Source organism: Candidatus Erwinia haradaeae (genome assembly GCF_900698935.1).
Classification (GTDB): Bacteria; Pseudomonadota; Gammaproteobacteria; order Enterobacterales; family Enterobacteriaceae; genus Erwinia_E; species Erwinia_E haradaeae_D.
The window spans coordinates 764,185-781,155 of the sequence record NZ_LR217715.1 but is presented as its reverse complement, the minus strand read 5'-3'; the positions used below and the strand labels follow the sequence as shown (position 1 = coordinate 781,155).

General features: G+C 34.4%; 11 protein-coding genes. 6 read left to right on the top strand and 5 right to left on the bottom strand.

What is annotated here, in order from left to right; all coding sequences use genetic code 11:
* Positions 1–527: 527 nt before the first annotated feature.
* Positions 528–1,517: a tRNA-modifying protein YgfZ gene (gene ygfZ, locus ERCIKOCA2762_RS02420; protein WP_157988597.1), complete on the bottom strand. Its 990-nt coding sequence runs from the start codon at positions 1,515–1,517 to the stop codon at positions 528–530.
* Between the two features lie 599 nt (positions 1,518–2,116).
* Entirely contained in the window at positions 2,117–3,583 is a 1,467-nt protein-coding gene (der, locus tag ERCIKOCA2762_RS02415; protein ID WP_157988795.1) for a ribosome biogenesis GTPase Der, read from the bottom strand.
* Positions 3,584–4,952: 1,369 nt separating this feature from the next.
* Here der and ERCIKOCA2762_RS02410 point away from each other — a divergent pair.
* The 5 genes from ERCIKOCA2762_RS02410 (at position 4,953) to ung (ending at position 11,184) form a co-directional block, all read left to right on the top strand.
* Positions 4,953–5,693: a YciC family protein gene (locus ERCIKOCA2762_RS02410; RefSeq protein ID WP_157988596.1), complete on the top strand. Its 741-nt coding sequence runs from the start codon at positions 4,953–4,955 to the stop codon at positions 5,691–5,693.
* A 96-nt stretch (positions 5,694–5,789) separates the two neighbouring features.
* Positions 5,790–6,326 (top strand): septation protein IspZ, encoded by a 537-nt coding sequence (gene ispZ / locus ERCIKOCA2762_RS02405; RefSeq protein WP_157988595.1) that lies wholly within the window; start codon positions 5,790–5,792, stop codon positions 6,324–6,326.
* Positions 6,327–6,404: 78 nt separating this feature from the next.
* Positions 6,405–6,812, top strand: coding sequence for an acyl-CoA thioester hydrolase YciA (gene yciA, locus ERCIKOCA2762_RS02400; protein ID WP_157988594.1), 408 nt, complete (start codon positions 6,405–6,407; stop codon positions 6,810–6,812).
* Between the two features lie 1,152 nt (positions 6,813–7,964).
* Complete coding sequence (gene pmbA / locus ERCIKOCA2762_RS02395) at positions 7,965–9,323, top strand: metalloprotease PmbA (protein ID WP_232043107.1); 1,359 nt, start codon at positions 7,965–7,967, stop codon at positions 9,321–9,323.
* Positions 9,324–10,515: 1,192 nt separating this feature from the next.
* Entirely contained in the window at positions 10,516–11,184 is a 669-nt protein-coding gene (gene ung / locus ERCIKOCA2762_RS02390) for a uracil-DNA glycosylase (RefSeq protein ID WP_157988592.1), read from the top strand.
* Positions 11,185–11,387: 203 nt separating this feature from the next.
* Here ung and grpE read toward each other — a convergent pair whose 3' ends face one another.
* A complete protein-coding gene (gene grpE / locus ERCIKOCA2762_RS02385) occupies positions 11,388–11,981 on the bottom strand; it encodes a nucleotide exchange factor GrpE (protein ID WP_157988591.1) in 594 nt (197 codons plus the stop codon).
* Positions 11,982–12,098: 117 nt separating this feature from the next.
* Between grpE and nadK the strand changes: the two genes are divergently transcribed.
* A complete protein-coding gene (gene nadK, locus ERCIKOCA2762_RS02380) occupies positions 12,099–12,998 on the top strand; it encodes an NAD(+) kinase (protein WP_157988794.1) in 900 nt (299 codons plus the stop codon).
* A gap of 100 nt (positions 12,999–13,098) precedes the next feature.
* Here nadK and tig read toward each other — a convergent pair whose 3' ends face one another.
* The gene (gene tig, locus ERCIKOCA2762_RS02375; protein ID WP_157988590.1) at positions 13,099–14,406 is read right to left on the bottom strand and encodes a trigger factor; all 1,308 of its coding nucleotides are present in this window, start codon (positions 14,404–14,406) and stop codon (positions 13,099–13,101) included.
* Positions 14,407–15,184: 778 nt separating this feature from the next.
* The gene (ompA, locus tag ERCIKOCA2762_RS02370; protein ID WP_157988589.1) at positions 15,185–16,249 is read right to left on the bottom strand and encodes a porin OmpA; all 1,065 of its coding nucleotides are present in this window, start codon (positions 16,247–16,249) and stop codon (positions 15,185–15,187) included.
* Between the last annotated feature and the right edge of the window lie 722 nt (positions 16,250–16,971).

The following is a 16,971-nucleotide window of genomic DNA, read 5'->3' as shown; positions in this document are numbered from 1 at the left end:
TAAATTCAACAATTGTCTGTGTTAACAGACACTGTTTCTACCAACAAAGCAAGCTTCTTTGTAGGATCTACACACAGACATCTAAAAACTATAAATATTATGTTATATAGTATGGAGCAGTACTGAAGAGCTGGACAAAGCTATGTTAACATGAGATTAGCTAATTGAATATGCAATATGTAATATATGGCTATCAAAACGCATATTTATAAGAAAAGGATAGAATATGTCCTCTGCTGAAAGCTTTCAAATTACTTATTTATACCAGTTAGGGGTAGTGTATATCATAGAATGTCATCGCAGGATAATTCAGTCCTATACCAGTAGATTACGTCAACTAGGTTAGTATAATATGTTGTGTGGTTTACAATATGAAATATGACACATCAATAGATTATGTTATCAAACAATTCTTCTGAAGAAGTAATGCAGACACATACAGTGCAGTGATTCATGATATTTTCTGTATCTCTTCTCTGAGATATAAGATAAATAGCATAATAAGTCATATAATTAATAGGTATATATTATGCAGAGTAAATAGTATATGGTAATTTTTGGATTTTCAACTGACTTTTTGCATCACCACATACGCGTAACATATGATTATGTGTGATTAGGTTTTTATTGAGCACGGCTTGAACCCAAATTTTAGAGCTCTCTATTTGACATACAGCACAAATGGTACCTGTTTTTCTCCATTGATTGCGAATCTTTATTTCTAGTTTATCGTTAATCTTTGGGATTATTTGCGATGTTCCCGAAAGAGCATATAATGCACGTTGATTAGTGTTGCGCAAGGTACTACGCGCTACTATTTCTTGTCCTATATAGCATCCTTTTTTGAAGTTAATGGCATTGAGAGCTTGTAGGTTAGTTGCTTGTGGAATAAATTGACCACTCGTTTCAGTCTCAATAATGGGCAGGCCTGCTTCAATATCTAGTAGCATCCACTGTTTACTATCATTTAATTGTGCATGATTTTGAAACATTTTAATAATAATAGCAGCATTGTCGGGAGTTACTATTAGTATAAAGCGCTCAGTAGGTGTTGCAAACCAGAGTAGTGTACTAGATTCTTCCTGAATAACTGGTGATGTAGCATTTGGAAGGATATTGAAGCACTGCGCTAATGCGTTTCTAGCGTGCGCGCCAACTAGCCCTAGTAGTATAGAATGATCATCTACAGATAATGTAACTTTTGAGAATATTGCATATTTTTTGAGCTCAGTTATTTGCTTGTTACGCACACTGCGTCGTTCAATATACGTTAAGTGGTCGCCACGGTGGAATAGACATATATTACTCCACATCTTTCCAGAAGAGTTGCAGTGTGCTGCAAAATTATGGTGCGTTGGAAATAGTTTAATAACATCTACGGTTATTTGGCCTTGTAGATAACGTAAACGATCATCACCACCGACATCTACTAAAGCCCATGTATCTAATGATACTAAAGTTAGTGGCAGCCTATCTGATTCTATTAGTGGTTGGGATGGAAAAGGAAGAATTGGCATCATTGAATCCTATATGAATCCATGTAGTGATCTATTAGTCTCCGGTTATTAGTTTTTTTAAAAGGGTGACTTTATGTTGGAGACTATGCTGTGACAAGTATATTGTTCAGATTATATGAAATTATACATGAGTTTGTGTCGTGATAGAGATGTCATAATTTTTAAATATGTTTGTTATATGTGTTTTCTGATAGAGTAAATAATCTAGTATTAGTACCATATTTTAATTATACATCTACTGTTATATGAGTAGATATATCTAATCGTGATTTTTTTCATCAGTAGGTTATAGTAAACGATAGACTTTGTTTATTGCTTTTTCATTAGAACATGCTGAAAATACAGGATTTACACTTGTATCAAGACTACTAGGTTGCCATACAAAAGCTTTATGTAATAATAATAAGATTATTTTCTTAGGCTTAGAAGTATCTATTGTTTGTGATGGTGTACTGGTATTGTAGGGGTGAGCTTTATATTTCAACCTGAGTTTGAAACTATATCGAGATCTTATGTCTAAGTTTTGAACCAAGTTGAAGATCAATGGGTGTAGATAAGAAATCATCAGTGGTCTCGTTGCTGGTGAATTTTTATGTCTGTTAACTGGACAAAATATTAGATTTGTTTATGTACGGGTTGTTGCCCTCCTTGAATTGTAGGCGTAGAGCTATTCCTCTTAGGTTTAGTGATTGTCTAAAATAGTTTACCAAATAACGCTTATAGCAATCTGGAGTGCTTTTAACTTGATTACCATGTATTACAATAAGAAGAGGGTGATGTCCTCCAGCATGAGCATATTTTAATTTTATACGTCGAGTACGTATCAGTGGTGGTTGATGTTCCTGTGTTGCTTGATGCATGATGCGAGTTAACTGCGAAGTATGGATGCGACGCGTTGCACAGTCATAAGCCTCTGTAATAGAAGTAAATACATCCTCTATGCCATTGCCATATAAGGCAGAAATGAAATGAATATGCACATAATTAATAAAGCCTATTCGAGAGTCTATCATTTGTTTGATCTTATTACGCTCAGATCGTGCGAGTCCATCTGATTTATTCAGTATAATAATTAATGACCTTCCGCTGTTAAGAATGAAGCTAAGAAGTGACATATCTTGATCAGATATGGTTTTTTTTGCGTCAAGGACTAGCATGACTAGATGAGCATTTTCGATCGATTTTAGTGTTTGAATTACAGAAAATTTTTCAATAGCTTCTTTTATTTTTCTGCGTGGGCGCACCCCCGCGGTATCAATGAGAATATACTGACGGCTATCACGTTCCATCGCGATGTAAACACTATCACGTGTTGTACCTGGAACATCACATACCACTACACGATCTTTGCCAAGAATACAATTAGTAAGCGTTGATTTACCTACATTTGGTTGACCAACAATAGCTATTTTAATGGCTACATCGATTTGATCTAGACATTCTGTTTGTTCTCTTTGCGTTAGCTTTTTACTATAGTTTTGAGGTTGGTGTGTTATGAATTTTGTAGGTATTTGCGCTAAATTTTTTTTCGTGACTTGATGATAGGGTACACCAAGTGGTTTATTGGTCACTGGAGTTATCCAAGGTGATAATACTAACTCCATGAGGTTTAGTACGCCATATCCATGAGAGGCGTCAATAGGATATGGTCTTCCAAAACCTAGTGACCAAAATTCGACCAAGGAGGCTTCAATGTCTAGGCCTGTTATTTTATTTGCGACAAGAAAAACTATCTTTTTACTTAAACGTAGATATTTAGCAATGATTATGTCTTCTGGCAGTAACCCAGCACGGGCATCTACGATAAAGAGTATTTCTGTCGCTTCTGCAATAGCTATACGTGATTGTGTCAACATAGCAATAGAGAGGCTGTTTGTGTTATTCTCAATCCCGCTGGTATCAATACAAATACAGTCACAGCCTGAAATTTTAGCACGACCATATTTACGATCCCGAGTCAGCCCATGCAAATTTGCTACTAAAGCATCTTTTTTTCGCGTAAGTCGATTAAACAGGGTGGACTTTCCTACATTGGGGCGTCCAATTAATGCTATTACGGGTATCATATAAAAACCTCGATATTTAGATTCGTCCTGAGTTATGCAGATTGTCACATCATCAGGAGTGCCAATTTCCTGGATGATTGGTAAATAGAGAACATGAGGTAAGGTATATATTTTACTAGAATATATACTAGATGACACATCCAGAGCATGAGTGTATGTGACATATGGAGACCAATAGCAGAGAGTGATACAGACATAGCATGTTAATTATAAGTATCGTCTGTGCGGAGGTATTCAATCTTTTAAAACAATTAGTTTAGTGTACTTTAAAGACCGGATACTGCGTATCATATGTGTCTGTATTAGATAATAATTGATGTTATTATAAATTTTATTATAATTTACATTTTTCGAGATAGGAAAATGATATTTTAGAAATAAAGGTATTACTATTTTATATCACAAGTATATCTAATTGTATGCTTGACATACCATAAATGCAGATGGAACGGCACGTGACCAGTTAGAGAATTGGTAAAAAATTTACATTATCATAATAAAAGTGATAGATGTATTCAATAATAGAATTAGTGTTTTAAGTTATGTTTTCCTCGATCATCCATATCATCTATTTTAGATATATTTCTTCTAATGCTTTTAGAAAATAGATATTGATAATGCCTTTAATATATATACTCCGGTTTATCTCTCATTTTGACAATGTATCTCATGCGCCCTTTTACGCTATTTTCTGATATTCATCGAGTATTTAAAAAGCTTGTAATACTATCGATTGATATGTCTAAACTACTATTCATTAGTTTTAAAAAAAGAAATTATCATTCTCTAATATTTTGAAATTGCTATTTAATATAGCATACTGAAAATATTTTTCACAAAAATGGTTATCACATTTGTCTTTAACGTACAAAAATTTGACTTAGCGTTAGGTATAAGAAATAAATTTTTGAATATTTCTCATCAAAAGGCGCTGCTTGTTTACCATAATGGTACATTAGACTACAAATATAAAGCATACAAATATGTTTTTATAGCTTCTACATACAAAAATCGAGCTTTAAACTGTATTAAAGATACATTATATGAGTATATAATATACTTTTAAAGTATGCTATATCGAACACTTCAACGAAATGAAAGTTATCTATCACTTTAATTTCAGACGACGTGTGATAGAATTCTTGATCTTTCATCATAGAGAGGCTGTAATTTTAAAAATTTTAAAAAAAGTGGTATTTATACTAGCTGAGTCTATTAATAAGAGTATGCTTGTATAGCATAACGCCATGTAACTTAATACAATAACACATCATAGCAGTTTAAATCCTCACTTTCTATATGTAATAACCGGCTTTATCATCCGATGGTTTTGTCTAGTAAAGAAAATAGTTTTTTAAAAGGAGTAGGCATGCTAATCACGGCAAGTACATTATACCGTGACACAGGAAATTTTTTCCGACACCAGTTGCTCAACATTACGTTACTAGTGGTGTTTACGTCATGTATAATGATGATAGTAAGTAAAATATTAATGCCATCTATTGATGAGATGCAGGTGTTTGGAGATGATTTATCTATAGGAATGACCAGAAGTTTCTTTGAGATGATACGAAATATGTCACTAGAGCAACAAAAGGTACTGCTACAAATTTCAGCGTCTGGAACTTGCTCGTCACTGATTGGTAATACATTGCTGCTAGGGGGGATGTTAAGTTTAATTAGACTCGTTTCATCTGGAAAACGGGTAAGCGCCTTACGTGCTGTAATAGCGTCATCTCCAGATCTTATCAATCTTTTATCACTTACGTTCTTGATGATGCTGAGCATACAGATTGGCTTTATGGTTTTAGTGGTTCCAGGGGTGTTTCTATCAGTTACTTTAGCTTTAGCTCCCATGATCATCACGACTGATAAGGTTGGAATTTTCACTGCAATATATACTAGTAGCCAAATGGGTTGGAGTCATGTTAAGGTCATATCTCCAGTTGTGATGGTGTGGATTCTAGCAAAAATCCTTATTCTTGTGTTAGCCTCGGCGTTCGTAATTCTTCCCCCTGATATTGCTATACTATTACTTAATGTATTGAGTAATTTTATTTCTTCTATTTTAGTTATTTACTTATCTCGTTTATACATGCTATTGCATTGATTCATGTTAGGTATGCTGCATGAGAAATCTTATGTTTTCTAGGTCGTGCCACTGTGCACGGTATGACTCAATGTACCTCTGCTCTGGATAACTTGTATGAAACAATGTATTGATATTCTGCCACTTTTTGTTTTTTTTGTTGCTTACAAGACATGCAATATTTTTATTGCATCCAGTGCATTAATAATGTCCTCTGCTATTGTGCTTTGTTTAAAGTTTTTTTTATATCGAAAAGTAGATAAATTGTCTATTATAATGTTGATGTTAGTGGTTGTGTTCGGTACTTTGACCATTACCCTTCATAATCCTAACTTTATTAAATGGAAAACCACTGTTATTTATAGTGTTTTTTCTATAGCTTTATTTTTCAGTCATTTTTTTATGCCACATGTTCTAATCAAAAAGATCTTTCATGTGGAAATGAAACTTCCAGAAGTTATGTGGCGTCGTCTTAACATCGCATGGGCGATTTTTTTTCTTTTATGCAGTTTGGCTAATGTTTATGCGATATCGTATTTTTCAGAAGAGAGATGGGTAGATTTTAAATTTTTTTGGTTGGGTGGTCTTACGTTGCTTTTTACATTTTTAAGTGGACTGTATCTGTTCCTTTGTAGATCTCGACAAAATGATTAGTCTCATATAAGAAAATTTTTTATTAAGATTACAAATAAAGATATAGCAGTGTAATCAAAAACACAATAAGAGCCTTGCATGAAAAAAAAATTAAGAGAACCACTAGGTGAAGTGGTATTACGAACTCTTGCGATGCCAGCAGATACTAACGCAAATGGTGATATTTTTGGTGGGTGGCTGATGTCACAGATGGATCTTGGTGGCGCTATTTTAGCAAAAGAGCTCTCTATGGGGCGCGTAGTTACTGTAAGTATTGAGCGTATGACTTTTTTAAAACCTGTTTCTGTAGGGGATGTTGTCACTTGTCATGCGCATTGCATACGAACTGGTACGACATCTATGACGATGCAGGTTGAATTGTGGGTAAAGAAAGTCTCATCTCAGCCGTTTGGCCATCATTATTGTAGCACTGAAGCTATATTTATTTACGTTGCTGTTGATTGTAATGGCCATCCGCGACCTTATAAAATGAGCGAAGTTACTTGATAATATCATGACCATATGTGATGTAGGTTGCATTTTGATATAGAGATACAACCGAGCATCGTAGAAAATATTGAGGGTTTGTCATGCAGGTTCATTAAGTTACTAATCTTGCTTATACTGCGCATATCTACGCAAAGTGAAGTTGTATTGCTTCTAATTAATATATAGATAGGAGTATCTGTTAGCAGGATTATCAGGATCGAGTAGATATTAGGCACTGGTGTCTTCATGCATAGTTCTGTGCTAGATAGATAAATATTTTAAATCTTGGATGATTCAATTTGTTCGATGGGTGGAGATTGTGATCCCGCATTGTTTTATATATTATAGTATAAAATCAGGTATGTGGTTGTCATAGTTATTATGGAGTTAGTCTAATGTTCATGTAGTAGTGTCTATATTACATGCGTATGATATGTGAGAGACTAACTGAAGTTAGCGCCATATTTGAAAATTGTTCGCTATTTTCTGGTGAATAGCATGCAGTGAAAGCTTATCTGGTAGAATATAATATAAATCATTAAATTCGCGTTACAGCCACGCCTTCTCCGGATATTGTGTATTTTTCAATAACGTCTGATAGTAGATGTTAATCTAGATATCTTGTATTGATGTGTTTTATCAGTCTGTGTGGTATAGTCGCGCTCCGTGATATATGTTAGATCTGATGCGATAGTAATCGTATGTGTCTTGTATGCCTTGAGTAAAGGTGTTATTTTTTCACAAGACTGTGGATGAAATCCAGAACTGATAACTATTTTTGATAGTGTAGTTAACCATGCTAGTACAAATAAGAAAATAGGTTGATAATCATAGATCACAGAAGATAAATAGCAGCTAGTTCAGTTTGATGACTAAAAGATAAAGTTCAAACATCAATGTGCAATGCGAACTATTATGTATATTATTTAGATGTACGTTTTTTGTAAGCATATGATATAGGATGCATGAAGGTTGATTAGAGGCGCATGATGGTATAGTCAGTTGTGGTAGAGATGAGTGTTGATGTAGTTTTTATGATGCTCTATCAATGAAAGACGCATTTTAATCTATATGATTCATTGTGGTTGTTAACTAATAGTTGTTTGTTTATAACATAGCGTTCCAGATAAGATAAAACATCCAAAACTGATATTTTATGTGGCAGGGTCAATGAAAGAATTATCATATACCATAGCAAAATGTGATATTGTAGAGCGGCATGACAGCCTAAAAAAACTAGTCGCAATAGCACTGGAGTTAGTTAAGAATCACTGTGACGGAGCAGAAGTCGTCATATTACAGACTAGTGGACTTAGCGTTAAAACTAGTTATGGTGCTATAGAAAATATTGAATTTAATAGAGATGTTGAATTTTTTGTTAGGATTCTTGATCAAAATCATACAGGTTTTGTATCATCAACTGATATTAGTGTAGCGGCCATTACACATGCTATACAAACGGCATTAAAGATTGTGCGTTATACTTCGATAGATCCTCATAATGGGATGGTAGATCGTGATTTATTAGCATGGTGTACTCAAGATCTAGATTTATATCATCCAACAGAAATAGACACAGAGTATGCCACGAGCTTAGCTTCTCGAGCAGAGCAGACCGCATTACAACTAGATCCACGTATTATTAATACTGAAGGTGGGTGTTTTGATAGTCGAGCTAGCATTAAAGTAGTCGGCAATAGTTATGGTATGTGTCAGGGGTATTATACTACCTTATATTCTTTATCTGCGGGTGTGGTATCTCAAGAGAATGGTAGCATGAAGAGAGGTTCTGCCTATACTCTAGCTCGAGCAATAGAGGATTTAGAGCCACCTGAATGTGTTGGTAAAAAGTCTGCATGTCGTGCATTATCACGTTTATCCTCACAGAAAATATCAACTATGACGGCGCCAGTCATTTTTGCGGCAGAAGTGGCAATAGATTTATTTTATGCTTTAGCTGTGGCAATTAACGGAGGATCTGTTTATCGAAAGGCTACTTTTTTGCTCAATTCGATGGGAGAGAAAATTCTGCCTCCGTGGCTTAGTATTGAAGAGCATCCACATTTATTAAAAGGGATTGCTTCAGCTCCATTTGATAATGAAGGTGTTCAAACCAAACGGCGCGATATTGTTAAAAACGGTATCCTGCAAAGTTGGTTGCTAACTAGTTATTCAGCACGTAGGCTTGGTTTACAAAGTACTGGTCATGCAGGTGGTATGTATAATTGGTTCATTCTTGGTCATACACTAGATTTTCATGATATGTTAAAGAAAATGGGGCGTGGGCTTTTTCTCACCGAACTGATGGGGCATGGTGTAAATGAGATGACAGGAGATTATTCACGTGGAGCATTAGGTTTTTGGGTAGAGAATGGTGAAGTGCAGTATCCTGTTCGTGAAATTACTATTGCTGGTAATCTTAAAGATATGTGGCTAAATATAGTATCAATGAGTAGTGATATTGAAAAAAACAGTACTATTCAGTGTGGTTCTATTTTAGTATCTGCCATGAAGATAGGTGGAGAGTAAGCGTGTTAATTTAGATAGTGGAGAATCTTAACTTAGGCGTGCTATTTTTATTTCACAGACACCGAAGATTGGGATCATAGATATGATATGTCAAGTACGTATAATAAGGACTATTTACTTCTATGCCGTATGTCTGTTTTGAGTGATAAAAAGATATGTAAACAGATGTCACAAATTTTTATTTTTGATTGTATGATTTTTTATTAAAACAATGTAATAAGCAGAACTCTAATACATAGAAGTTTGTGAAACTCCACATCATTTTTTATAAAAACAGATAATTTTTTATCAGTTAGTTTTTATATTAGTTAGTTCTATACTCCTGTTGAGTAGGTTGTTTCTACACTTAGGCATTATAAAATTGACTAGTTCTCTGCAAGGTATGAATTTTTCATAAGTACTATGCGATTCATATTGTTAGTATATACAGCTATCTATATCATTTTCCCCATCATTTATATCACTTTGATCGCAAGTGCAGCTTAAAGTCATATGTAGTATTCCGTCAAAACATCATATATAAAAAATCAAGAATGTATGAAGAATGATGTTGTTATAAGGGGGCATTTTGTGCACTGCTAGATGCATTCTCTATCTTTTTTAGATTGTATACACTACAAGGTAAATATATAGACATTGATATAATGCAAGCAGATGTGTTTCTTGTGAATAAGTATCATATATTTTGAGTTACTTATCGTATATTTACAGATCGTATAACGATCCCATCATAGAGCTATACAAAAATCAGCAATCTAATCATTACGAAAGACTATAAATGTAATATACACTAGTATTTTTGATTAAATTGTCTCAGGAGTTGCTAGTTTGTTAGCGTGTTAATAGTATGTGTATTTTGAATTATAGAGAAGTTTATGATTTTACACAGTGTGTAGATATGAACATCTTGGGCAATAAATATTTTTCAGTATATGCAGAAATTATCTATATATAAAGTAATATTATTTTAGCAAAGTGGTTTGTTAGCCCTTTTTTTGACACGTAAATGCCACGATGGTTGATTTATTCTACTATCCCTTAGTGACTATACATTCCATTCATGATATATGGTCACATAGATCATATTTTTTTAAAAGTGACTTTGATCACTTGGTGATCATTTTAGGTTTTTGGGTCATAAATGCGTAGATGCTCTACATGTCGTTTTACATAAAGTAAAAGAGGAGTATACATGGCGCACATATTATCTTGGAAAGATGTTTTAGCTCATGAGAAAAAAAAATATTATTTTAAGCAGGTTTTAGATAAGGTATACTTAGAAAGAGAAGGCGGTAAGATTATTTATCCACCTGCGCAGTTTGTTTTTGAGGTCTTTCGTTTAACTGAGTTATATCAAGTGAAAGTAGTTATTTTAGGACAGGATCCTTATCATCATCCTAATCAGGCACATGGATTAGCTTTTTCTGTATTGCCAGGTGTGTCTACGCCGCCTTCTTTGAAAAATATTTACAAAGAATTGATGAGAGATATTCCAGGTTTTCAGCCACCTCAACACGGTTGTTTAGAGAGTTGGGCGCAACAAGGAGTATTTTTACTCAATACCATCCTCACTGTGGAAGCTGGAAAACCGCATTCCCATGCAAAATTTGGATGGTCTATGTTTACTAATAAGGTGATTTCTATTATTAATGAGCATTGCGAGAAAATAGTCTTTCTGCTTTGGGGCGTCGAAGCTCAGAGAAGAGTTCGTTTGATTCATCATAGGTATCATTATGTATTATCTACTGTACATCCGTCCCCACTGTCTGCGTATCGCGGATTCTTTGGTTGTTCTCATTTCTCTAAAACTAATAAATTTTTGAGTTGTATAGGAAAAAATCCGATTAATTGGACGCTTTAATCTCTCTCTTATAATTAGATTTAATATGTGTTTGTATTGCACTTATCATAAGTGCACTAGTCTATATAATCGTATATTAAAATGTCGTATCTGTAGATAATAATATTATGCGTGTAATAAAGCAAAGTATGAAACAGTAGCTAAAGAATATAGCTACTGTTTTGATCAGTTTCTTAAGAACAAATTGTTAGTTCTTCTTGCAATTAGGGTAAATTGTTTCTACCCTTAGAGACAGATACCATCGCAGGGCGCAGAAGACGCCCATTAAGTGTATAGCCACGTTGCATGATTTGAATGACATAGTTTGGCTCAACGTCATCGGATTCTAACATAGCCATAGCTTGGTGCACTTCTGGGTTAAATGGAACATGCGTTTTACTAATGATTTCTACGCCAAATTTGCTGAGTGTTGCAAGAAATGACTTCATGGTTAGATCGATGCCTTCAATCATCGCTTCTAGTTCCGGATTACATTTATCCACTATCCCTATAGCTCTTTCAAGATTATCAATCACAGGAAGCAGTTCATTAGCAAATTTTTCTAGAGTAAATTTATGCGTTTTTTCCATATCTACTTTAGCGCGGCGTCTAATATTCTCAATTTCCGCTTGTGCACGTAGCTGTATATCTCGTGCACTATTCTTGCATTGCAATAGCTGAAACTCTAATGTAGCAATACGTTTATCATATTCGTTTTCTGCTTGTAGCGATTCGTCTTGTTTTTTCTCATCAATTGGTATATCTGTAAGTGTTTCGGAAACTACTGGATTTTGTGTGTTATGTTCTTGACTACTCATGAATTTCTCCGCGTGTATGCATATTCATTGCGCTAGTTTATGTATTATTGGGGTCATCATCATGGTTTCAAGAGAACTATTGTTAGAGAAATTTATCTTATAAGGAAAATGAAGAAAATGAATGAGTCCTTTAGTTGTATTGGAATTATTGGACACCCACATTATTCCACCATGCTTGCTACTTATAAAGTACTGTATCATTGGTTAGTAGAGGCGGGATATCAGGTTATTGTTGAGCATAGAGTTGCGCGTGAGTTAAATATACTAGAAGGTATACAAACCGGGACGTTATCAGACATTGGTTGTACGGCTAATCTAGCAGTAGTAATAGGTGGGGATGGTAGTATGCTGGGCGCCGCGCGTGATTTAGCACGTTATAATATTAAGGTAATAGGTATAAACCGCGGTAAGCTCGGATTTCTCACTGACTTAGATCCCGATCATTTAAAAATACAGTTATCAGAAGTGTTGGCAGGTAATTACTTAATTGATCAACGGTTTTTATTAGAAGGGATTGTTTTAGATCAATCAGGGTCTCCGTGTAGCGAAATTGCTATGAATGAAATCGTGGTACATCCTGGTAAGGTAGCTCATATGATCGAATTTGAAGTATATATTGATGATAGTTTTGCTTTTTCAGAGCGTTCGGATGGTCTGATTATCTCCACACCGACTGGCTCTACAGCTTATGCTCTTTCTGCCGGAGGCCCAATTATTACACCATCTCTAGATGCTATATCTCTTGTCCCGATGTTTCCGCATCGGTTATCAGCGCGTCCACTAGTTATAAAAAATAGCAGTAATATTTGTTTACGTTTCTTGGATGTATGCAGTCACCTAAAGATTAGTTTCGATAGCCAAGTAGTACTTCCTGTATATAAGAATGATCAGATTTTGATTCATAGAAGTGATTATTCTTTAAATTTAATTCATCCTAAACATTATAATTATTTTCATATATTGAGCGCTAAGTTAGGATGGTCAAAAAAATTTTTTAAAGATCACCGATATGATTGACTATCGATATCTGTCAGAGACAGGTGGATCAGTAATAACTATAAGGCTAAGAGTTTTTCTGATCATGTCACACAAATGCTAGTAGCTAGTAAGACTACCTTCAATGCGTGAAGGATAGATGCATAAATTGATGAAAAGTGATAAATTTTTCAGTTAATTTTACTCGTAATAATACTTCTTCCACTGCTTGTGCTTCTAGAGCGATATTACGCATCTGTTGCATAAGTTCGGAATTACTTTTATATAAAGATATCACCTCTTCTTGATCTTCATAAGCAGAAGCTAGTTCTTCTATTAATGCATGTACGCGATTTTCGTCAGTTTTTATATCGTAGGAGTGGATCACTGTTTTAAAAATTAAATCTATTAGTATATGACGTTGGGTCTTTTCAACATATAATTCATGAGGTGTTTTTGAGTTTGTAATTATGGTATTATCACTACATCTATGTGTCTGCTGTAGTTTTAAAAGATCAATATTGCTATTGACTATATTTTGAGGAATCTCAATATTATTAGCGGTTAGCAATCCATTAATGACTTGTAATTTCATAAAACGACGCATAGCATTATTCAGTTCACGTTGCATATTTTTATGTAGTTCTGTTCGCAAAGTATTTAGAGATCCTTCTTTTATACCAAATTGTTGTATAAATTCTGTGGTCAGTTCTGGTAGATGGCATCTTTCTACTTTTTTTAATACAACCTTGAATTGTACTTTCTTATCCTGTAAGTATAAATTTTTATAATCGATTGGAAAGGTGACGTCAATCATAAAGTTTTCGCCTGCTTTATGTCCAATAATACCTTTTTCAAAAGAAGCAGGCATGCGTCCGCTTCCGATTACTAGATTAATATCTAATGCTTTATCACCTATAAAATCCTCATTCTTTATGGAACTTGTAAAATCCAGTGTTACACGATCATGGATGGCTGCCGTTTCATTAGTTTCTTTCCAAACCGCTTTTTGCTGACGCAGCATATATAACATCATGTCTATGTCGGTCTCAGTAATTTTAATGATTGGTTTTTCAATTTCTATATTTTCTAGTCCTTTTAACTCAATACATGGATATACATCAAATAAAACGGAAAAAATAACATCTTGGCCACAAGTATTTTGGTGAAGTTTATACACGGGAGAACTAGATGGATGCCATTGCTCTTTTGTTAGCCTGTCAATAAAGATGCGTTGCATAAATTCATTGATAATATCTTGGCGAACAGAAGAGCTATAACGCTGCGTCACGATCTTTATTGGTGCTTTTCCTAAACGAAATCCATCGATACGTATCTTTTTAGCTATTGTTCTTAGCTTATTGTGTATTGCATTTTCAATTATGTTGTGATTAATTTTTAGTGTTACACATTTTTGTAAAGCTTTTGTGTTATCGATTAAAACTTTCATCTGATTACCTCACAAGTAACGCAATGTTTTTATTGTAGAGGGGCTATTTCCTGATTCGAACATTGTGTGGATACAATAAGAATGTTTGTAATATATTTTTAGTGATCAGATACACACATACATATTAAATACTCTGATATATGTGAATATGATCGATATCAGTATGATAGTAGTGAGATTTTAATACTAAACAATAATGCAATAGTATATATAATATTTTTTGGATATTGAAATATATGATGAAAAAACGATTAAAAATAGAGGAAATGATCGAATATTCTTCAGCGTCTTTAATATTTATAAAGAGATCAACACTTTCGTATCTCGACGTAAAATTAGATAACCAATGGTATCAATCAATATATATGGATCCTCAAGGTAATCGTATCTATCTGACAGATCATTAGACTATAATTAAATATTGTCTTACGACATTAGAGACTCATCATAGTGGTGGTTGTTGGGGGTATGCTTTGTGAAAATAGGTAGTAAACAGACTTATCCATACAATATAGATGGCATGCATCACTGATAATGGTGTATTTAAGCATTAAATTTTTATATTTAGAAATAGTATTACTACAGAAGTGCACAGGTTATCAATATTGAAAGATGTTACTGTGTGGAGTATGTTCTACGTTCTGTGTGTCTCCGGAATTTCTCCAACATCAAAGATTCGCGGTAGACATCTTGAGCTAAGCTATAGGATAGAATATAATTCTATATTATTTCTTGAAGTATCAATACCCCTAAAGAGGGGTATTGATAGAGATATAGCTTAATTTGATGATGGGATGACCACATCTTGTATGTCTTTAACTTCTACTTCTACGCGTCTATCAGGCGCTAAACAGACAATTAAGGCTTGGCGATCGTTAATAGATTCACAACTATGTGCAGATATAGGGTTAGACTGTCCCTCACCTCGTGCAGTGATTTGGTCAGCAGGAATGCCCTTTTCAATTAAATAATCTACGACAGACTGACTGCGTTTTTCAGAAATTTTTTGATTGTATAAGCTTGAGCCAATACGATCACTATAACCAACCACTACTATCGATGCATCTTTAGTATCAAGATTGTTAAGCTGATTATATAATTGATCTAAAATCTTTTGACCATCTGCAGTGAGAGTTGTTTGATTAAAGGTAAATAATACATCAGATTTCAAAGTAAAATGATTATTCTCTGATATGGAAGATGATCCAGAAGTGATAAATGTTTCTGGTTCATTTTGACCAAAACGATAAGTAATACCAACGCTGAACAGGCTATTATCAGGGCGGGCACCAACAGTATGGGCATCTCCAATATTATTAGTCCATTGATAATCTAGATGAGTGGCCCAATTTTTAGTGATCGTGTATTCCACACCACAACCGATGAGCGGCGAAATACCAGTAGTTTTCGAATGTATTGAAGGCGGCTTAGTTAGATTTGTCTGTTTAGAGTCTGCGTGCCAGACCATGCTACCTAGACGGGTATACACGTCCACATTATTCGCTAGTGGGTAAGTGAATTTAGTGGATAATTGGACTCCTTGAGTCTGAAAGGAACCGTGAATCGTCTTTCCTTTGTTGGGCATCCGACCCAACCAATTATACCCAAAATCAAAACTGAGAGCTGGGGTGGCTTGATAACCAAAAAACACACCAGAGCCTAATTGGCTTTTATGAGTGCTTCCATCATTATTCTGGTAGTTATTACCATAATATTTTGTATCATCGTAATGAGACAAGCCAAACTGAGTACCAGTATACCAGGTGTTTTCTTTAGGAGTAGCTTGCGCTACTGTAGCGAAACCAGCCAGTGCTACTGCAATTGCGATAGCTGTTTTTTTCATGTTTACGCCTCGTTATTATTAAAAATAGACTATAATCTATTTGTTGGATCTTATGGTTCAATCGTTTTCCAGGATATTCCGGTTGATGAATAAGCTTCCATAGCATAGAGGAAGTTAAGACCCTTACCTACTAAAGTCTACAACGTACTCAAAAACTTACAAGCATGTTATTGCATAGCCTGATAAATAAACAGCTGAGATATATACGATGATCACCTCTTAGTTGAAAGATTCTTAATGAATATACAATGACATCCATGGCATGCGTGTCTTCTAATGTTAATTATTTTTTAGTGGAGAGTTTTAGACTACTGTGTTATTTAGAAAAAATATGTATATGTTTAGAACATATCGACACATATTCTCCTTACGGTAATCCTAGATAGCATATGTACATGATACATTATTTGAGTAGGCATATATGTTGTTTTTTATGATATATTCAAAGTAGTAATACACCAGAAAGTAGTAGTATACGTTCTTGACATACTATAACGAGAATATTCAAGCTCAATTCATCGAACGTTCATCAGTATAGCAGATAAGTCTTTCTAGATCTGTATTGATAGTCATAAGATATCAAAAATATTGATTTTATCATTGAGGATCTTTATAGGTCTTACCGTGCTCAATTGTGTATCATAGGTCAGCATAGAGATCCAAAGCATTTTTTGTTAATTGTGATTATGCGAATCTTAACTTGGTGTCAATATTTTTCAGTA